The organism is Ligilactobacillus acidipiscis (assembly GCF_900116935.1).
GTDB lineage: Bacteria > Bacillota > Bacilli > Lactobacillales > Lactobacillaceae > Ligilactobacillus > Ligilactobacillus acidipiscis.
Genome location: NZ_LT630287.1, coordinates 569,589 through 588,708, shown reverse-complemented (window position 1 = coordinate 588,708; position 19,120 = coordinate 569,589). Strand labels below are relative to the sequence as shown.

Genomic DNA, 19,120 nt, shown 5'->3' with positions numbered 1-19,120 from the left:
TTCGAACTGAACTCCGAGCGGCAGTCCTTACTTGGAAACATAGGCCAGCAAACTTAATGCAGGTTCACCAGAAACATTTGCCAGTGGGGTGAACGGCGTCTTTGCTAAACAATGCAGCCAAGCATCATAGATCAAGTGGATCTGTTTTTTATGACTTAATTTTGAGATCTTGTGTAACTTCTTGGTGTATTTTGGCAAGTAAGCTGGATCACTATTCTTGGCTGCCGTTTTAGTCGTGGTTGGAGTCAGATATAAGGGATACTTCTTATGAAAAGCTGTCATTTGCTTGTCAACCAACTTATTTTCCTTGGCAACCTGCTTTTCTAGCGACTGTGGTTGTTTCTTGTCAACCCGATACAAAGCCCAGGTCATCGGTGAAACATCCTTGTATTTCATGTTCTGGCCCGTCTTTTGTCTGATCATTTTATTGGCGTTTGTCCCAGTCGGCGTTGACTCGGTGTAATAGGTCATCATTAACTTTTTACCTTCGACCGGCGCGTCTTTTTTCACCACAGTATAACCTTGAGAGCGCAAAAACTTGACAGTTTGCTTGACCGCTTTGACCACGTCTTTGCTGACATTGGTGCCCACTGGCGACTTAGTCGAGTATGCGATCGGATATTTCTTAAGATTTTTTGGTGGATCCTTAATGAGTTTTTCTCTGTTGTCTTGGTTGATCATCCCGTCAAAATATTTTTGTAAGTCCGCCACATTTTTCGCATTAGCAAAATTGACCGTTGACGGTACAGTGTCATCGCCCACGATCGCCCCTTTGAGTAGGTTTCAAGCCAATTACCCCCGACCATGAAGCAGGAATCCGTAACGAACCGCCGTCATCATTTCCTGTTGTTAAAGGCACAATGCTTTTTGCCAAACTTGCGACCCCGCCGCCAGACGACCCACCAGTATTATATTTAGGATCCCACGGATTATGGGCAGCACCATAAAGCTTTGATTTAGTGACATTAGTCAGTCCCAATTCAGGATAATTTGTTTGACCAATGATCACGAAACCAAGCGAGCGCAAAAGTTTGACATAATCAGAGGTTTGTGTTGCAGTTTGTCCCCTTAATGGCAGTAACCCACGAGTATTAGACTCGTCTTTAAGTTGCTGACCCAAGCCTTTGATCAAGAGTGGCACCCCATAAAACGGCTGCCCGGTGTCAGACATTATCCTTGCTTCTTTGAGGGCTTTGTCCTCACGCAAAGAAATAACGGCGTTTAAATCTGAATTTTTCTTTTTGATCAACGCCGCGGCATGCTTGACCAATTCCGGACTGGTGACTTTGCCGTCGCGGATCATCTGAGCCAAGTCATTGGCAGAATCCTTTCGCTATTGCTTATCAGAGATCGGCAAGTCATTGATATTAGCTGATGGGACCGGCTTGGCATGTACTTTGTCCCTGCTTTGTCCCACTAAAAAAACACCGCCGAGCAAGACAGCCAGGACTAAGTGATAAGTATGTTTATTTCGTTTGTGAACCACGAAAATTCCTCACTGATCGAATTCATTGAAATACTAGCAGTTCGTTATAATACCCACTAGTACTTCTCGCTAGGAGAGCATAAGCACATTCAATGATCTAGTCAAATATTTTGCGATTCAAGTTAACAAAATAGCTGACCGCTGCGGTTGAAGCGGTGAGAACTTCGTTTGACCTCTAAAAAATCAACCGCAATCAGATAAAACTTCAGCTGACTGCAGCCGCTTGACCGCGACTTGACCGCGATCGGAGCTAACTTCCACTGGCCTCGCACAAAATTTATGACAAAAAAGCCAACTGTCTTGGTAACAAGACACCTGACCTGCAATATTATTTTATTTCTGGATCCGAGCTGCCGCAACATCAAAGGCCTTATCGATCCAGCCAGCATAAAAATCGAACTCATGAGTCACTAACAAGACATTGCCGTCAAATACCTGCAAGGACTCGCGCAAGGCATGCTTCGTTTCGTCATCCAAGTGATTAGTCGGTTCGTCCATGATGATAAAGTTGCTGGGGATCAGCTCCAATGTACACAGCTTGACCTTGGTCTGCTCGCCCCCGCTCAAAAGTTTCATCGGCTTCATAGCGTTTGATGCATTCAAGCCAGCCCGAGCTAATCTTTGACGAATCGTTTTCGGTTCTAATTTTGGAAATTGATTTTGAATCATCTTTAACGGCGACTGACTAGGATCATCCCAAACCAAGTCTTGGTCAAAATAAGCGATCTTAACTGCGTCTACAAATTTGACCGAACCGCCAAACACCGCGATCTTCCCTAAAATCGATTTGATCAAGGTTGACTTTCCGGCCCCGTTGAATCCCTTTAGCACTACCTTTTCTCCGTGCGACATAGAAAAAGTCACTGGCTCCAACAGGGGACTTTGATAGCCGACTGACAAATCTTTAACTGTCAAAACTTCTGAAGACATTAAGTTAACATACGGAAAGTTAAAATGTGCCTGCAAGTTGTCGCTTGGCGGCGTGATCCGCTCCATTTTATCCAAACGTTTCTGCCGTGACTTGGCCATAGTCGAGCGTGTCCCCGCTTTATTTCTTCGAATATAGGCTTCGTCTTTTTCGATCTGCTGGCGCTGCTTTTCATAAGCTTTACGCTGTACTTCTTTTTTTACTTCTTTTTGCTTGACGGCTGATTGGAAACTCCCAGTATATTTGATGATCTTACCAAAAGCAACATCAATGATACAGTTGGTAATCTTTTCCAAAAAATCAAAGTCATGGGAAATAACCATGTAGCAGCCTGCAAATGAATTCAAATAATCCGTCAGCCATTCAATGTGTTCCGTATCCAAATAATTGGTAGGCTCATCCAGCAGCAAAACGTCGGGCTCCTCTAACAAAAGTTTGGCCAAAATTATTTTTGAACGCTGTCCACCCGAGCACTCACTGACCTGCTTGTCGACTCCGATCGCGTCGATCCCTAAACCAGTCATGACCTGAGCGATTTTCGTGTCAACTCCATAAAAATCAGCAGCTTCCAATTTTTCTTGGATCTTACCGGCTTCTTCCAACAATTCATCTTTAGGATCTTGTGCATATTGGGCATAACATTTTGCTTGTTTATCAGCTAATCTAAATAAGTAAGCAAAAGCAGTATGCAAGAACTCCTCGATCGTTTGCCCAGCTCCGGCCTTTACATACTGATCCAAATAGCCGACTGTCGTTTTATTTTGCCATTTAACAGTTCCTTCATCCGGTAATTCAGTCCCAGTTAACAACCTGATCAAGGTGGACTTTCCTGCTCCATTTTGACCAATGACACCCATGTGATCTTCCTTATTTAAACGAAATGATGCATCCTCATATAACTGTTTGTCTGCAAAAGCCATTGATAGATGTTCAACTTCTAAAACACTCATTACTTAATTCTCCTATCTTCTGCGGCTTCAATTATCTGTTTTGTCTTTTGTAAAACTTTTCCAATGATTATCTGTGTAAGAAATATCTTTCTTGGTCAGTCAGGTTTCAAACATTTACCGCAACTATCTCTAGCGAGTATGCACTAAATCAGTGCAAACTGCAAAACATCAAGCTTATTTACCGCTAATTAAAAGCAAAAATAAATCCACATGTGCTCAAATAATGGGCCCATGTGGAGCTATCAATTTGTTCAATTAATTGAAACTAACCCCTTAATTAAGAACGCGGATATTCCGCTCGAGCCGGAAACACCGTGCTGTGATCTCGCATAAGGTCAGCTCCACCAGGCATTAGGCCAAGCAGTGCTGAAATTATTTAGCAGCTTTTTCAGCTTCTTCTTGTTTCTTCAAGAAGTCAAGAACTGCAAGATGTTGTTTGCGACGGTTCTTAACGTTGACGTTATTGACCTTACGACGGTCATTAGCTGTCCCAATATGATCGTTATGTGACATTTCATATTCCTCCCTTCAGATAATCATGCACTGAAGTATTTTACCGAAAATCGGCAACAATTTCAAGTTTTTCTGAAAATATCATGAAATCAGGTTGAATTTTGGGACCAACGTTTGTGTAGCTAATGATTTTCGTTTTTGCGTGATACTTCACTTAATTTAATGATGAAATTAATTTCACCTGTGTTACCAATTACTCGTCCGTTTGCAATTACAGTTAAACTAGCAATATTTTGGGGCTAAAAATAAATTAATTAAAACTTTAGCATTTTTCCAAAGATATCATTTTCATTTTATTCAAATCGTATGGTAGGATAATCTTAAGGACGGTAGTTTCCCGTTTTAAATAACATTCAAGTAAAAATTTATAAGGAGGTCCAGCGATTGAATGCAAACTACTATCAAGATCCCACCCAAGATGTTTTAAAGAAACTGGATGTAACACAGGATGGTTTAACAGAAAGGCAGGCAGAAGACAGACTTCAAAAATACGGTAAAAATGAGCTGGCTGGTGAAAAAAGGACAACAATTCTACAAAAATTCATCAATCAATTTAAAGACCTGATGATCATTATCTTGCTGATCGCGACGTTCATCTCTTTACTGATCGGTGAAGCTTCTGATGCCTTGATCATCTTCTTGGTAGTTGTATTGAATGCTGCTTTCGGTGTCTTTCAGGAATCCAAAGCAGAAAACGCGATCGATGCGTTGCAAGAAATGACGACACCTTATACCAGGATCCGACGTGCTGGTCAGATCCAACAGATCCAAAGCAATAACGTCACACTAGGCGACATTATTTTGCTAGAGGCTGGGGATGTAGTGCCGGCCGATGCCAGGATCATAGAAGCACACAATTTAAAGATCGAAGAGTCTGCATTGACTGGTGAATCAGTTCCGACTGAAAAGAACAGCGAAATCTTGACAGATGAAAAAGCCGGGATCGGTGACCAAGACAACATGGCTTTCATGAATACCAATGTGACTTATGGAACTGCAGAGGCCGTCGTGACGGGGATCGGAATGGAGACTCAGGTCGGACAGATCGCCGGCATGATCTCCGGAGTCGAACAAACAACGACCCCCTTGCAAAAAAATATCAATCACCTCAGCAAGATCTTAAGTATTTTGATCTTGGTCATCGCAGCCGTGATTTTTATCTTTGGTACAGCGACTGGACGTGAAACTCCATTTGATATGCTGCTGACCGCGATCTCATTAGCTGTAGCTGCCATTCCAGAAGGCTTACCGGCAATCGTGACGATCACGTTGGCATTAGGAACACAGACGATGTCTAAAAGAAATGCGCTGGTCCGTAAACTGCCAGCCGTGGAAACTCTAGGCACAACCGAGATCATTGCCTCCGATAAAACTGGGACTTTAACGCAAAATAAAATGACGGTCGAACAGATCTTCACTGATCAGAAACTAATGAAAGTCAGCGACTATGCGTTACCGTTATCGTCACGCATGGCCTCGATCATGTTGCTAGCCAATGATAGCAAGCGGACTAAAGACGGGTTGTTGGGCGATCCAACAGAAACGGCTTTAATTCAGTATTTCATTGATAAAAAAGATGATCCAGCTGAGATCGAACAACAATATAAACGGCTCGATTCCGTGCCATTTGACTCAGACCGCAAACTGATGAGTGCCATCGTAAAAAACAAGGATGGAAAGATCTACTGTTTAACTAAGGGTGCGGTTGATGTCTTATTGAAGCGAACAACAAAGATTGCTGTTGACGGTCAAGTCAGAGACATTACACCCGCAGACCGCCAGAAGATCGAAGACACCAATAGTCGTTTAGCACACCGTGCCTTGCGTGTCTTGGCTTATGCCTACAAACCGGTTGAAAAAGTCGCACAGCAAGCAACATCAGAGGCTTACGAAAACGACCTGATTTTTGTAGGCTTGACTGGAATGATCGACCCTGAACGACCAGAAGTTGAGGATGCTGTCAAAGAAGCTAAGGCAGCTGGGATACGCCCATTGATGATCACGGGTGATCATAAGGAAACAGCCCAAGCAATTGCAGCGCGCCTGGGGATCATTGAAAAAGGCGACGACCAAGGCGTGATCACCGGCAGCGAATTGGACGAATTGTCAGATGAAGAATTACGACAAAATGTTGACAAATATTCCGTTTACGCTCGAGTCTCACCCGAACACAAAGTGCGGATCGTGAAGGCTTGGCAAAGTCATGGTAAGATCGTGGCAATGACAGGTGACGGGGTTAATGACGCCCCTGCATTAAAAACTGCGGATATCGGTGTCGGCATGGGGATCACTGGGACAGAGGTCTCCAAGGGAGCCGCCGATATTGTCTTAGCAGACGATAATTTCGCTACGATCATCACAGCGGTCGAAGAAGGTAGGAAAGTCTTCGCCAATATTCAAAAAGCAGTTCAGTATCTACTGTCAGCTAACTTAGGTGAAGTTTTAACGTTATCTATCATGACATTTGCCAACTGGGACATTTTCTTGCCGGTCCAGATATTGTGGATCAACCTGGTAACTGATACTTTCCCAGCAATCGCACTGGGAGTCGAAGAAGGAGAACCCGATGCGATGGAACACAAACCACGGGGCGAGAAATCGACTTTTCTATCAAACGGCGTTGGTTCAAGCATCATCTATCAGGGGATCTTAGAAAGTTTTCTAACACTGGGAGTTTACTTGCTGGCAATTTTGGATCCAGTCCATCAAAGCTCAGATATGGTGCACGCCGATGCGCTGACGATGTCATTTATCACGTTAGGTATGCTGCAGTTAGGTCATGCATTTAACTGTAAGTCGATCCACCGCTCGATCTTTACGACAAAAACATTTGAGAATCGTTTCTTCAACTGGGCGATCCTTGGTTCTGGAGTGCTCTTAGCAGCCACGATCTTCATTCCTGGTTTCAACAATATTTTCCATGTCACAACACTGAACCTGACACAGTGGGGAATTATTTTTGGAGCGGTGTTCTTAATGATAGTGATCGTAGAAGTGGTTAAATTAGTCCAGAGAAAAACAGTATATAAGAATCTATAAAACAGAGTGAAGAAACCCGGGAAGAAGGTGAGCACTAGCAGGCTTTCATGCTATATTGCGAACTTGGCAATATAGTGTGGAAGTTAGCTAGGCACAACCTTCTGGGTTTCGGAACTCGACTATAAAAACAGAGTGGAACAAGCCGGGAAAACTTGAGCACCAAGGGACTCGGGCATCATGACAAGAAAGGCATTTGTCATAATGCGGAGTTGATTGGGCGGAAAGTTTTGGCTTGTCGCAGCTCAAGTACAAAAAACAGAGCAGAGTGAAACCGAGAGAAAGCGAGCATATCGGAGTCTGGTATTATAACGCGGACTTAGCGTTGTAATGCCAGACTTGGATAAGCGCAACTTTCTATTTCACGGAACTCGACTACAAAAACAGAGCGCAGTCAAGCGGAACTTCTTGTTTGTCGCAGCTCAAGTATAAGCTCATCAAATAGCTCAGCCAAATGTGAGATTCACATCGTGGCTGGGCTATTTTTTAGCATTTTTAATTATTTGCACGAATAAGAGTTTAAGAGTTTGAAAAACAAACTTAATAGCGTAACAAAGAGTTATTGCTCAAGAGAATAATGTCATCTATAATTAAAGATTAGAGCTGAAGGTCAGCCCTATATTAAGGGGTTTACGTTTAAATAAGGGGAAAATATGAAATTTTCAAGGTATACATATTACATAACGGTTATTAGTCTCAGTTTATTAGGCAGTGAACTGGTATTTGCCCAAACCAGCCAAACTAAGGCGCAGGAAGTCGAAACGACACTTAGTTCACAAACTGCACCTCAAAATGTGTCTCTCACTATTTTTATCGATGGACGCCCTAGTCAAAAAATCGTATCAGGGGGTTCCATCCCCGCCAACATCCAGCCGGGACAGATCACGATCGACGTGCCGCAAATGACTGGTTACACAACTTATGTCGACCAACAACAAAAACAGCAAGTAGCACTCAAAGTTAATACAGATGGCTCTATCATTCAACAAGGGCAAGTGGAATATCGCAAAACGATCTCTGATCCTGCCGTCGTGACTAAAGATGCACACATTTCTGTCACTAAAGATGGACAAACGTTTGAGCTTACGATCCCACAAGTTACCGGGATTCCTGGAGGCCCCACTATCGCTATTGCTGCCCCAGAGCTTGACGGTTACCAGTCTAACGTTTCAGGCAGCGGACTAGAATTGCAGCTGACTGAAACAGGAGAATGGGAACTGGTTACTTCCGCGGTCACTTACACACGACCAACGGTGACTGAAGATGCCAAGCTAACTGTTTTAGTCGATGGAAAAACGCGAGAAATCACTCTGCCGCAGGTCACTGCGATTCTAGGGGGCCCATCGATCACTGTCCCAGCACTTGAGCTAAAGGGTTATAAGTGCAACTTAGCTAAATGGCAGCTCAGTTTGACAACTGACGGCACGTGGATCAGTGACCAGCAGATCAGCTACACGAAAGAAGAGCTCCCAAGTGCAGTTGCAGAAACGACCTTACCAGTTGTTAAACCTGCTGCTGACAAAAAAATGCCAACTCCTAAAGAAGTTGCACAGCAAACCAAAGATCAGAACCTACAATTGTCAGAAAAAAGCCAGCAAAGACAGCAGTTAGTCCCAAACTCATTGCAACCCCAACTTCTGCCGCCAACCAAGAAAAATGCAAGGTCTCTCGAACAACAAACAGCGCAACTTAAGCAACCGGCTGCGCCAAAAAAGAATACTCCCCAAAGCACTAATAATTTAACTACAATTGCTGGAGTAATAGCCGCCGTGATCGCAATCATCAGCCTCGGTTTTTACAAACTGCATTAAAAGTTGAAAAATAGTCCAGTAAGCGACTTAATTTGTCACTTACTGGACTTATTTTAGTGTACGAAATAAGTTAATATTTTCTAATTAACAGCTGCATAATCTTCGAGTTCTTGTATATACAAAGCTTTTTTCTCTTCACTGATCCACGAAGTTTCAAATGAGTTGCGGGCCAACTTTACGACTTGATCTTTAGTTAAGTTATAACGTTCAGCGATTGCATAGTAGTTATCTCCAATGTAGCCGCCAAAATAAGCAGGGTCATCTGAGTGGATCGAAACTTTTACATCTTGTCTCAACAATTCAAGAACCTCTTTACCCTTCATTTCTGGCGAAACATAGCCATTTGAAAGTGGACAAGAAGTCAAACCGATCTTATTTTTAGCCGCAAATTGAACTAAATCAATATCTTCAACGATATTAGTTCCATGATCTAGGCGCTCAACTCCCATGATTTCCAATGCTTGACGAATATGCTCAATAGAATCTTTCTGATCAATGTCACAGTGAGCCGTCAAATGTAAACCTTCTGCAGCCGCATCTTCAAACTGGCAGGCAAATTTCAGAGGAGGATTATTGTGTTCATCAGAATCCAAGCCGATCCCGATAAATTTATCTTTATATGGCAAAGCCTCCAACAAAGTCTTTCGCGCCGATTCTTTCGAAAAATCACGTAAAAAACACATTATCAACGCGGCATCCACATTAAGGGCACGTGCATCAACAACAGCCCGATAAAGTCCATTGATCACTGTTTCAAATGCCACTCCCCTGCTAGTATGTGCTTGCGGATCAAAGAAAATTTCAACATGCCGGACATTATTTGCGGCTGCCCGTTGTAAATATTCAAAAGCTAATTCATAAAAGTCCTCTTCTTTTTGCAAAACTTCCATCGCCGGATAATAAACCGCCAAAAAAGAAGCTAAGTCATCATATTCGTACGTCTTTTGTACTTCCTTAATTGTTGTCTGTCCAATATCGACATGATTTCTTTTAGCAAGTTTCAATTTCAGCTCTGGCTCAAGCGTCCCCTCAATATGTAAATGTAGTTCGGCTTTTGGTAAATTAGCAGTGAATTCTTTGGTAACTTTTGTTGGCAAATTAGCCCCTCCTATGCTGTGTTATTCAAATATAAAACACTTCGAAGTATACCATGTATAAATTTCAAATCAATAGCAATACACGAATATTTACATTATTTTATGATTTAATGTATGCAAAAATCCAAGTGTGTCAGAAAATTTTCATACATTCTTACCGCTCACATCGTTCCCTGATTTACCTGATGGCGGTAATGTTAACTATCAAAACTTAGCCTATTTTGGGCTAGTCCTGGCTTTAACTGCAGCACGCAAGAACTAAATAATATTAATTTACCTGAATTATTCATACTTTTCGTTGCAGTTAAAACTTTGTGCAAAGTTACTTTAGTGTGTAAAAAAAGCAGCTTTTTGTTAGTTTTGTTGTCGGACTGTTTAAAAAAGGACAGACTTCACCCTTTCCCTAAGAAAAACATTTTTTTTTTGTGAGTTCACAGCGGATATATTTTTAGATTTTGAATCTTGAACAGTGTCTGCCAAAATAATTTATCGAACACATTGGTCTGAGATAAATGGACCCAGACTTGACGCGCATGGTGCGTGACCTTAGCTGCCACATGGAGTAATTTAAAACGGATCGTCCCGACCTGAGCGTGTTTAAGCTTTGTTGGTAAAACTAAGTTCTTCATGGCTTGCAGTATATTATAAGCGACCCCAGCTACCAGCATCCGGAACTCATTGGCCTCAAAACTAGAACTGTCCGTTTTATCAAAGTGAAAGCCACGTTTAACTTCTTTGATCAAGTCTTCCATGGAACCGCGTTGGTGATAGAGGGCAAAGACTTGTGGACCGCTTAATTCTTCCAAGTTGGTCACGATAAACTCATGGTCAAACAGAAAGTTGCCCGCCGGCCGCGTTGATTTAATAATCACACGATAAGGTCGTGACCAACTTTGAGGACAATAGTCTCGCAGGACATGCCATTGGACTTCAGCTTCGGTGAAGTCCTGGTCACCCACTTGGATCAGGTTTTCAGCCCGACTTTGGAGCTGGTAGTTCGCTTTTAAACGAATCACGAACTTAGCCTGCTTTTTATCACACGCATGGTAGATCCCTGGAGCTGCGAAACCAGAATCTCCCCGCACTAAGACATCCAGGGAAGATCCGTCATAGGCCCGTAAGCTCCGTAATAAAAATTTAGTCGCACCTTGGGAAGTATAGCGATTGCCGGGGCGTAATTGAGCATTCAACAAGCAGCCCGATAAAGCATCAAAGGCTAGTAAAGGATGATAACCGTTGGTCTGGTAGTGACCGTTATAAGCACTCTTTTCTTGGTCACCAAACGTATCGGCATGTGTCGAATCTAGATCAAGGATCAGCTGATGTTGATTTAGCTGCCCAAGAACAAAGTGAGCTACCGAGCCGAGCAATGATTTGACTGAAAAGAGCCCAGACGCTGAAATGTGATTGATAAAGCGTGAAAGTGTCGGCTGGGAAGCGACCGCTTGAGACAAGACCAGCTTAAAATCAACGGCGTGTGACAAGGTATTAGCCGACTGATCTTGGCAGTATCCTGCCAGCAATTGCAACAGCAACTGCTTAAATAAATTGTTCAAGGGAAAGGTACAATATTTACGGTCATCTTTAAAATGCAAGTTATCTTCTAAGAGCTGGTCAAAGTGAATTTGGTGCAGAAATTCAGCAATTAATAAAGTTCCGGCATCGTTCGCTAACTCACCACCGTCATTAGAAATGTTGATCTGGTCATTGAATAAAAGTTTTTCATGATGTAAAGTTGACATAAGGAGCACTCCTGTTCTTTGTGGTTTTCAACGACTTAACAATAGCACAGGATGTGCTCTTTTTGTACACCCAACAGGTGAAAAACGAAAAAGATGCGAACTAACATGACAACAACAAAAAGTAGTCCTTAAGGGAAAAGTATGAATAATTCAGGATTTAAATGAAACTGGAACAAATTGTTTTTTTTAAGTAGATAAAAAATAACACAAAATTTTTTCGAATTTCGTGTTATTTCTGTATGCGACTGGTTTCATCACAATTTCTTTTTCATTATGCTCTATTCCTAGTCAAATCAAAAAACATTTGGGACTTTGTCAAATAGTGTTGATGGTCCATAGAACTCTATCTTTATGGTAGGGTTCTTTTTTTACTGCCATAGCTAGATTAAAGTGTTTGGGTTGGGAGGCAGGTGCGGGTCCGAAGCGTAGCGAAATGGGCCCGCACCTGCCTCCCACAGTGTTGACCTAAATTTTTTATCTTAGGCATGGATCAATTTGATGCGGATAAAGAAATGCCTTAAGTTACTGAATCCGTAACAGCTACGTTTAAGTTCTTTGATCTTGCGATTGATCCCCTCTAACGGCCCATTAGAGTAGTCATAGAGACAAGCGTTCCTGATCCCTAAGTAGTTCTTTTGAATGGTCCTCATGACGGTATCCATTTCAGTACCATTGGGACGGTAGTTCATAACTAATTGTTGTAAAGTAGCCCGATCGCGGTTGCGAATAAAGGTTAAGATCGTTTGATAGGTCTGATAGTTTTCTGCGAACTGTGGAAAATTCTTGAGTCCCAGATCGACCACATTTTGGGCAGTCGTGTATTCATTTAATCCCCGATAATATTTAACCTGGGAGGTCTCAAGTTGATTTTCAGCTAAGTGGAATAAGCGCCAGTTGCTTTTTAAAACTTTATAGTTGCGGTCGTGGTGGTCGTTGATCCCTTTTAAAACACGCAGCCGTTCATGGTCAAGTGCCCGACCCGCTAACTGAACAATATGGAAACGGTCAAAGACGATCAGGGCGTTAGGAAAAAGACGACGGACGAAAGTCTGATACTGCGCATTCAGATCCATGGTCACCAGTTGAACTTTTTGACGCTCAGAAAGTGTATAAGTATTGGTGAAATACTCGCGGATCGTCTGCGAGAGACGATCTGGCAATAAGGTGACCAAATCATGGGTTTTTGCGTCAATGCAGATAAAAGAAAAGCAGTTCTTAGTTGAACGAAATTCGTCAAAACTGAGAGCTGTCGGCAGCTCTTTGGGCGTTACTAAAGCTCGCTGATCCTTATACAAGATCCGTTGAACCGAGGAAGCTGAGATTCCCACGGTCTGGCTGATCGTTTTGACTGGCAGTGAGTTCTTAGCCAAAGTCGCGATTTCGTGGACTGCTTGGCGGGTGATCGAGTGCCGAGGTGGAGCGAGCTGCGTCTGCGCGCTAAAAGTATGGTGGCAAGTCCGGCACAGATAACGCTGTTTGCGCAAGTTCATGCGGAGCGGTTGTTCACCTAGGCTGGGTAGTCTCATCTTGGTCAGGCGGGTCCCATTCTGAACGATATTCGTGGAACCACAATTAACACAGCGTTCGACGGGGTAAGTCAGCGTAGCTGAAAGCAGTTTTTCGTGAACTCCGGCCTGTGAAAAATCAGTACAAGCTGAAATTTTGATATTTGGGTCTTGGATATTGAGTAAATTTAGGATAGAATCAGTTTGGGACATCATTTATACCTCGCTTTGATTTGGTTTTGTCGCTTTAATCGTAGCATATGAGGACAAATGATGTCCTTTTTTGTACAAAAATAGTGCTGATGAACGCTCATCAACACTAAAAAGTTTAGACCCAAACATTTTTAACTTAACGAATCCCATGGTTTAAGTGCCTTTGAAGGTGAATCGACAACTTTCAGATCATCTGCAGTCAGGTACTTCCGCTCGACAACGACCTCATAGACATACTGGTCGAACCATTCATCTGACATGATGAAGTAACCCTTTTCGCCGACTTTATCGCCCCAGCTGTTTTCTACTTTCCATTTGGTAGGCTGTCCGTCAACCAAGTCGACCCCTGTCAGTGTCATAGCATGGGAACATTCACCCTCACGCGTTGCCAAACGTTGCGCCTTATTGATCGTCAGATCAATGTTAAACAACTCAGCTTTTTGGAAATACTCCGTTGCTAAGATCCCGAGCTGCCGGTCAGAATAATGACCCACATCACAGCCGAACCAGACCGTCTTGCCGTCTTTCAAAGAAGCAATCGCAGCATCTTTTACCGACTTCAAGCCCACGTTTGCCAACTCTACTTGCTTGCCGTCAAAGATATAGTTTTGACTCGGGATGACAAAATTCTGATTTCTTTCATGATCAGGCGCATCAGCTAAAACAACATATTGGTCAAAATCAACTGCCACATACTTTTGGAAAAACTCTTGTGGCGTCAGATCACGGTCGAGATGGTATTTCTTGTTATCATCACGATATTCAAAATCAAAGCTGACTGGCGGTTGACCGAAGGCATAAACCAACATCCGGTAAACCTCAGCAAGTTGTTTTTTCTTTTCCGCACGCAGCTCATCTTCTGTCGCACCTGCTTGGTAATGAGCTCGTAGATCAACAACATCATTTTTCAACTTATAATTTAAGACATCTGAAATTTCTTTTGTTTTTTCACTATTGTAAGTTTCAGGCATGACACTTTGAGGTACTAAGCCATACTTGTTGATCAAAGCAGCTCCGTTAGCCCACTGACCACCATCAGTATCACCCCACTGTAGCATTGCTAGATACTCGCGGTCATCATCCGGCCGATCAATCAGTTCGATTGCAGTTTCCAACATTTTGTTGGCCTTTTCTAACCGATCATAAAAAGAGTTATAATTTTGTGAAAATTGAAAATCTTTCACCTTATATTTCTTGGCAAAATCATGGCGTAAAGTATTGAGAGTGGCAAACAGCCAGCAACGCCCGCTTTGTTTTTGATTGGTAACAGAATCCGTCTCAACTTCAACTGAAAATGTTCGGTTTAAATTTTTTAAAAAAGTATGGTCCGCACTTGACTTGAGCACACCATTTTGTTGTACAGCTCGAGCCAATGCCTTGCTGACGGGGACCTCATCTAAGTCTGTTTTAAATTGTCGTAAATCTTTTTTAGTCAGATCTTTTGTCAAAAAAATCCCTCGTTTCATTTTATTTTTCACATGTTTAAATTCTAGCATCAAATCCAAAATACTTGCAACTATTTTTCTAATTTATTTTTAATTTTCTTAGCTGAACTTCATTTTTTTGCTAGAAATGCACTAAAAAAGCCATACCGCCCACTGCTGTTCAGGGTTAATATGGCTTACAAAACTTAAATATTATCTTTTTTACTAAACAATGTATCAACCGACTGATTATTATAGATCAAAGTTAATGCTTTTGCGAAAATTGGTGCAACCGACAAAACTTTTAACTTGTCAAATTGCTTTTGCTCTGGGATCTGGATCGTATCTGTGACAACTATTTCCTTATATTCAGATTCTTTTAACTCTTCAGAAGCGTTGCCGGATAAAATCGGATGAGTGGCACAAGCATAGATATCACCAGCACCGGCAGCCTTTAAGGCAAGCCCAGCGTCCAAAGCCTTGCCACCGGTATCGATCAGATCATCGATCACGATACATTGGTGATCTGCAACATCACCAATGACCGTCGCATTTTTAGGATCGATCCGTGTATCATCGCGCTTATCCACGATCGCGATCGGAGCTTTCAATAATTCAGCCAAATTACGGGCAGCCTTCACACCATTGTGGTCAGGCGCAACTACAACGACGTCATCGGCGATCCCAGAATCTTTAAAGTATTGAGCTTGCGCATAGATCGCCAGTAAATGATCCACTGGACAATTGAAGAAACCTTGCAACTGACCGGCATGCAAGTCCATCGTGATGACCCGATCAGCACCTGCAAGTTGAATGAAATTAGCGATTAGCTTAGCCGTGATCGGTTCACGAGAGCGGGCCTTACGATCAGCACGGGCATAGCCATAATAAGGGATGACTGCATTAATAGAACCAGCACTGGCACGACGTAAAGCATCCATCATGACCATTAGTTCCATAAAGTTTTCGTTGACTGGTTCTGAAATCGATTGGATCACAAAAACATCATCGCCACGAACACTGTCATCAATATTGACCTGTATTTCACCGTCACTAAAATGTTTGACAGAAGCTTGACATAAAGTAACGCCCATCTGATCAGCAATTTTTTTTGCCAACTCTGGATTCCCATTAAGCGCAAATAATTTAATCCCCGCATTTTCTTGCATTATTAATTGATCCTCCACAACTATTTTGTCAGGCTGAAAATCTACAAAAACCATATACTAATCGTCTACGGCTTTGCAATTAACAGATTTTTCTTGAATGCTTATTTTCATTAAATTTTTCTTTCACAACATATTATAATAAAAAAGAGCGTGAATTTCTATGTTATTGTTCAAAGTGTTGAGATAAATTCACAATTTTATTTTTAATTTCAAGAAAGGGGCCAATTTTGAAAAAAAATTTACACCAACTTTATTTAACTCTGGCTGATTACCTGGGACCACAAAACTGGTGGCCAGCAGATAGCGTTACCGAAATGTTATGCGGCATGATACTAGTCCAAAATACCAACTGGAACTCTGCTGCCCGTTCACTGGAAAACTTACGTCAAGTCACTGCTTTTGACGCTTCCGTGATCCGTCGTTTGCCAAGTGAACAACTGGAACACTTGATCAGGCCAAGTGGCTTTTACCATGCCAAAGTAAAGTATTTGAAAAATATTTTAACCATGTATCAAGATCATTTTCAAGAACTTAGCCGTTTACAAACACCTGCCCTTCGCCATGAATTGCTAAAAATTCCTGGGATCGGTGCTGAAACAGCTGACGTCTTGCTGCTCTATTTGTTTGATCGTTCAGCTTTCGTTGCGGATGCTTATGCCAGAAAATTATTCCGCAAATTGACCGGCCAGAATTTTACTTATGAGCAGCTGAAACTAAAAGTTGAACTGCAGTCAGATTTTTCGCCCATTGAAGCGCAAGAGTTTCATGCTTTGATCGACGAGTACGGCAAACTAAAGGATGATCCGCTCAATTTAGCTGAACGTTTTCGTTTTGAATTGTGAATCGCTTTATGTAACAAATTAGTGTTCCGGCTCAGCCAATTGGAAAAAATCATTGTCTTGGCACCACGCTTTCAGTTGCCGTGATAACTTCAACTGAGATGGAGTGCATGTTCATCGCTTGAACCACGCTGAATTTGCATAAGAACTTTGACCGGCTGCTTCTCTTTTGATTGGAGAATAACTTAATCAGTCAGCCACTTTTTCTTGCAATGCATAAACGTTTTCTTAAATTATCGGCCTTAGTTTGTAAAACAAAATAATTTAATTTACTGCTTAATTCTTTTATACTTAAGCTAATAACGCAAGAACAAACTTGCTTTTCAAAATAAGGGGGATCCTTTAATGACTCAAGAAGTTACAATTGGCAAAAGTGACGTCACTGTTTCTAATGCTCTGGGGTTAGGGACTAACAAGGTCGGCGGGCATAACCTATTCGGCGATCTACAAGACGAAAATGGCTATGCACTGGTCAAAGAAGCACTGAATTCCGGTATTTCTTTGCTGGACACTGCCTTTGCTTATGGAAATGGTCGTTCTGAAGAGATCATCGGGGACGTCATCCAAGACTATGATCGTTCCAAGATAGTGCTCGCTACAAAAGCTGCCCATGATCCAAGCAAAAATGGTGAATTCAACAACACACCTGCGTTTTTGAAAAAATCGGTCGATGATGCTTTAAAACGTTTGAAAACCGACTATCTCGACATCTTCTATATTCACTTTCCGGATAAAGATACTCCAAAGGCTGAGCCTGTCGGCGCTTTAAGTGAACTTAAAACAGCCGGCAAGATCCGTGCGATCGGTGTTTCTAATTTCTCCCCTGACCAGCTCAAGGAAGCTAATGCCGATGGGCTTGTCGATATTGCCGAGGATAATTACAGTTTGGTCCATCGTGGAGCACAACAAACAGAATTTCCTTATCTCAAAGAAAATCAAATTTCATTTGTGCCCTACTTCCCACTGGCTGCCGGCTTGTTAACTGGCAAATATGGTCCTGAAGATAGCAACAAATTTAAACAATTTTCTCAAAAGCAATATCAAACGATCACTTCCGCTTTAGATGAAGTGCGTAATATTGCTAATGGACATGGGGCAACGGTCGCACAAACGATCATCGCTTGGTATTTGAAAGATCCAGACATCAGTGTTGTGATCCCCGGTGCCCGAAACGCTGACCAAGTCAAAAGCAATGTTGCCGCTGTGGACGTTAACTTAAGCCAGAGTGAATTTGACCAGATCGAGCAATTGTTCAGTAGTTTTTAAAACAAATAGTCACGAACTGACCAGCGAAAACTTTGTTGGTCAGTTTTTATTTTGCAAAATTTGCTTGACTTTTTGTGAAATCGGTTTATAGTTTTAAAAGTAAACTATACTTTTATTAAATAAATTGATCCTTTTGGATCTAGGAGATCATGATGAAATCAAGTAAAAAATTTATCCTGTCAATTATCGCACTTTTTGTACTTATAATTTTAGGCGGTTGCGGTACCACAGCTGCCAAGAAAACCACAACATACGCACCCAAAGAACTGACAGTTCAATTTGTGCCTTCACAAAATGCCACGACGATCGAAGCCAAAGCTAAGCCATTAGAAAAGCTTTTGGAAAAAGAACTGCACATCCCGGTCAAAGTCAGCGTTTCAACAGACTATAATACGATCGTAGAAGCGATGGGCTCAAAAAAAGTCGACGTTGGTTTCTTACCGCCTGATGCCTATGTCTTGGCACACCAGCATTATCAGTCTAAAGTCTTACTTTTAGCCCAACGATATGATGTCACAGGTGCCGACGATCATAACAGCAAAAAACTAGTGGACTTTTATCGTTCACAAATTTTGGTACGCAAAGATAGCGGCATCAAAAAATTAGCTGATCTGAAAGATAAGAAAATTGCTGTTCAGGATACCACTTCTACTTCTGGCTGGATCTTTCCAGCCGTCGGAATGTATAAAAACGGGATCGATATTAACAAAAACAACATTACCACTGCTCAGATCAAAGGTCATGATCAAGGGGTCCTTTCCGTCTACAATAAAAATACCGATGCAGCATTTGTGTGGCAAGGAGCACGTAATCTAGTAAAAAGTGACGTACCTAACATCATGAACGAAGTAGTACCAATCTATACCAGCGCTAAGATCCCTAATGACACCATCACGGTGCGCGGTGATATGAATGCCAAATGGCAGAAAAGAATCTCACAGGCCTTTAAAAAAGTCGCACAAACTAAAAAAGGCCACGCGATCGTTGCAGATGTCTACGGTCATGAAGGCTACACTTCTGCTAAAGACAGTGATTTTGATATCGTGCGTGAATATAACAAAACCGTCAAAAAATTAGACGAATAAATATAAAGATGGCAGTTACTATAATTACCTGTGTTGCTCACACTAAGTAATTATAG

Annotated in this window: 17 protein-coding genes; 6 read left to right on the top strand and 11 right to left on the bottom strand. The window is 42.0% G+C overall.

Translation table 11 applies throughout. The annotated features are described in order from the left end of the window. Nucleotides 1-27: 27 nt before the first annotated feature. The 6 genes from BQ5903_RS12425 to BQ5903_RS02605 all read right to left on the bottom strand — a co-directional run bounded on the left by BQ5903_RS12425 (nucleotide 28) and on the right by BQ5903_RS02605 (nucleotide 3,877). Nucleotides 28-762 carry an amidase family protein gene (locus BQ5903_RS12425; RefSeq protein ID WP_010497173.1) on the bottom strand — a complete coding sequence of 245 codons (735 nt, stop codon included), beginning with the start codon at nucleotides 760-762 and terminating at the stop codon, nucleotides 28-30. Continuing rightward, nucleotides 752-1,303: an amidase family protein gene (locus BQ5903_RS12420; RefSeq protein ID WP_268869420.1), complete on the bottom strand. Its 552-nt coding sequence runs from the start codon at nucleotides 1,301-1,303 to the stop codon at nucleotides 752-754. Before BQ5903_RS12420 ends, BQ5903_RS12425 begins: the two co-directional genes overlap by 11 nt. A gap of 30 nt (nucleotides 1,304-1,333) precedes the next feature. Next, nucleotides 1,334-1,486 (bottom strand): hypothetical protein, encoded by a 153-nt coding sequence (locus tag BQ5903_RS02615; RefSeq protein ID WP_154022005.1) that lies wholly within the window; start codon nucleotides 1,484-1,486, stop codon nucleotides 1,334-1,336. Between the two features lie 122 nt (nucleotides 1,487-1,608). Further along, nucleotides 1,609-1,758, bottom strand: coding sequence for a hypothetical protein (locus BQ5903_RS12175; RefSeq protein ID WP_231920907.1), 150 nt, complete (start codon nucleotides 1,756-1,758; stop codon nucleotides 1,609-1,611). Between the two features lie 61 nt (nucleotides 1,759-1,819). Then, on the bottom strand, nucleotides 1,820-3,364 hold the full coding sequence (locus BQ5903_RS02610; protein WP_079578738.1) for an ABC-F family ATP-binding cassette domain-containing protein: 1,545 nt from the start codon (nucleotides 3,362-3,364) through the stop codon (nucleotides 1,820-1,822). A 372-nt stretch (nucleotides 3,365-3,736) separates the two neighbouring features. Then, nucleotides 3,737-3,877, bottom strand: coding sequence for a hypothetical protein (locus tag BQ5903_RS02605; RefSeq protein WP_010497167.1), 141 nt, complete (start codon nucleotides 3,875-3,877; stop codon nucleotides 3,737-3,739). 384 nt (nucleotides 3,878-4,261) lie between these two features. On the opposite strand from BQ5903_RS02605, the gene BQ5903_RS02600 reads away from it, so the two are divergent. Together BQ5903_RS02600 and BQ5903_RS02595 are read left to right on the top strand one after the other, a co-directional pair. Continuing rightward, on the top strand, nucleotides 4,262-6,916 hold the full coding sequence (locus tag BQ5903_RS02600; protein ID WP_079578736.1) for a cation-translocating P-type ATPase: 2,655 nt from the start codon (nucleotides 4,262-4,264) through the stop codon (nucleotides 6,914-6,916). Nucleotides 6,917-7,566: 650 nt separating this feature from the next. Next, nucleotides 7,567-8,724, top strand: coding sequence for a hypothetical protein (locus tag BQ5903_RS02595; protein WP_079578734.1), 1,158 nt, complete (start codon nucleotides 7,567-7,569; stop codon nucleotides 8,722-8,724). Between the two features lie 80 nt (nucleotides 8,725-8,804). Here the strand turns inward: BQ5903_RS02595 and add are convergent, their stop codons facing one another. After that, nucleotides 8,805-9,821 carry an adenosine deaminase gene (add, locus tag BQ5903_RS02590; protein ID WP_079578732.1) on the bottom strand — a complete coding sequence of 339 codons (1,017 nt, stop codon included), beginning with the start codon at nucleotides 9,819-9,821 and terminating at the stop codon, nucleotides 8,805-8,807. A 130-nt stretch (nucleotides 9,822-9,951) separates the two neighbouring features. Here add and BQ5903_RS12415 point away from each other — a divergent pair, with 130 nt between their 5' ends. Next, nucleotides 9,952-10,083: a hypothetical protein gene (locus BQ5903_RS12415; protein ID WP_268869418.1), complete on the top strand. Its 132-nt coding sequence runs from the start codon at nucleotides 9,952-9,954 to the stop codon at nucleotides 10,081-10,083. Nucleotides 10,084-10,252: 169 nt separating this feature from the next. Here the strand turns inward: BQ5903_RS12415 and BQ5903_RS02585 are convergent, their stop codons facing one another. From BQ5903_RS02585 to BQ5903_RS02570, 4 genes are all read right to left on the bottom strand, one after another. Then, nucleotides 10,253-11,563: an IS1380 family transposase gene (locus tag BQ5903_RS02585; protein WP_010499933.1), complete on the bottom strand. Its 1,311-nt coding sequence runs from the start codon at nucleotides 11,561-11,563 to the stop codon at nucleotides 10,253-10,255. A 479-nt stretch (nucleotides 11,564-12,042) separates the two neighbouring features. After that, nucleotides 12,043-13,284 carry an ISL3 family transposase gene (locus tag BQ5903_RS02580; RefSeq protein WP_079578646.1) on the bottom strand — a complete coding sequence of 414 codons (1,242 nt, stop codon included), beginning with the start codon at nucleotides 13,282-13,284 and terminating at the stop codon, nucleotides 12,043-12,045. A gap of 128 nt (nucleotides 13,285-13,412) precedes the next feature. Beyond that, on the bottom strand, nucleotides 13,413-14,729 hold the full coding sequence (locus tag BQ5903_RS02575) for a C1 family peptidase (RefSeq protein WP_079578729.1): 1,317 nt from the start codon (nucleotides 14,727-14,729) through the stop codon (nucleotides 13,413-13,415). Between the two features lie 182 nt (nucleotides 14,730-14,911). Continuing rightward, entirely contained in the window at nucleotides 14,912-15,874 is a 963-nt protein-coding gene (locus tag BQ5903_RS02570; protein WP_079578727.1) for a ribose-phosphate diphosphokinase, read from the bottom strand. A gap of 227 nt (nucleotides 15,875-16,101) precedes the next feature. Here BQ5903_RS02570 and BQ5903_RS02565 point away from each other — a divergent pair, with 227 nt between their 5' ends. The 3 genes from BQ5903_RS02565 to BQ5903_RS02555 all read left to right on the top strand — a co-directional run bounded on the left by BQ5903_RS02565 (nucleotide 16,102) and on the right by BQ5903_RS02555 (nucleotide 19,064). Beyond that, nucleotides 16,102-16,716: an endonuclease III domain-containing protein gene (locus BQ5903_RS02565; RefSeq protein WP_079578725.1), complete on the top strand. Its 615-nt coding sequence runs from the start codon at nucleotides 16,102-16,104 to the stop codon at nucleotides 16,714-16,716. Between the two features lie 342 nt (nucleotides 16,717-17,058). Continuing rightward, nucleotides 17,059-17,979, top strand: coding sequence for an aldo/keto reductase (locus tag BQ5903_RS02560; RefSeq protein WP_079578723.1), 921 nt, complete (start codon nucleotides 17,059-17,061; stop codon nucleotides 17,977-17,979). 152 nt (nucleotides 17,980-18,131) lie between these two features. Next, nucleotides 18,132-19,064 carry a phosphate/phosphite/phosphonate ABC transporter substrate-binding protein gene (locus BQ5903_RS02555; RefSeq protein ID WP_056972386.1) on the top strand — a complete coding sequence of 311 codons (933 nt, stop codon included), beginning with the start codon at nucleotides 18,132-18,134 and terminating at the stop codon, nucleotides 19,062-19,064. Nucleotides 19,065-19,120: the final 56 nt, after the last annotated feature.

What these genes read in the sequence shown, in the direction of transcription:
- BQ5903_RS12420 (WP_268869420.1), bottom strand. Translation starts at nt 1,303, where the DNA reads ATGATCCGCGACGGCAAAGTCACCAGTCCGGAATTGGTCAAGCATGCC.
- BQ5903_RS02610 (WP_079578738.1), bottom strand. Translation starts at nt 3,364, where the DNA reads ATGAGTGTTTTAGAAGTTGAACATCTATCAATGGCTTTTGCAGACAAA.
- BQ5903_RS02605 (WP_010497167.1), bottom strand. Translation starts at nt 3,877, where the DNA reads ATGTCACATAACGATCATATTGGGACAGCTAATGACCGTCGTAAGGTC.
- BQ5903_RS02595 (WP_079578734.1), top strand. Translation starts at nt 7,567, where the DNA reads ATGAAATTTTCAAGGTATACATATTACATAACGGTTATTAGTCTCAGT.
- BQ5903_RS02585 (WP_010499933.1), bottom strand. Translation starts at nt 11,563, where the DNA reads ATGTCAACTTTACATCATGAAAAACTTTTATTCAATGACCAGATCAAC.
- BQ5903_RS02580 (WP_079578646.1), bottom strand. Translation starts at nt 13,284, where the DNA reads ATGATGTCCCAAACTGATTCTATCCTAAATTTACTCAATATCCAAGAC.
- BQ5903_RS02570 (WP_079578727.1), bottom strand. Translation starts at nt 15,874, where the DNA reads ATGCAAGAAAATGCGGGGATTAAATTATTTGCGCTTAATGGGAATCCA.
- BQ5903_RS02560 (WP_079578723.1), top strand. Translation starts at nt 17,059, where the DNA reads ATGACTCAAGAAGTTACAATTGGCAAAAGTGACGTCACTGTTTCTAAT.
- BQ5903_RS02555 (WP_056972386.1), top strand. Translation starts at nt 18,132, where the DNA reads ATGAAATCAAGTAAAAAATTTATCCTGTCAATTATCGCACTTTTTGTA.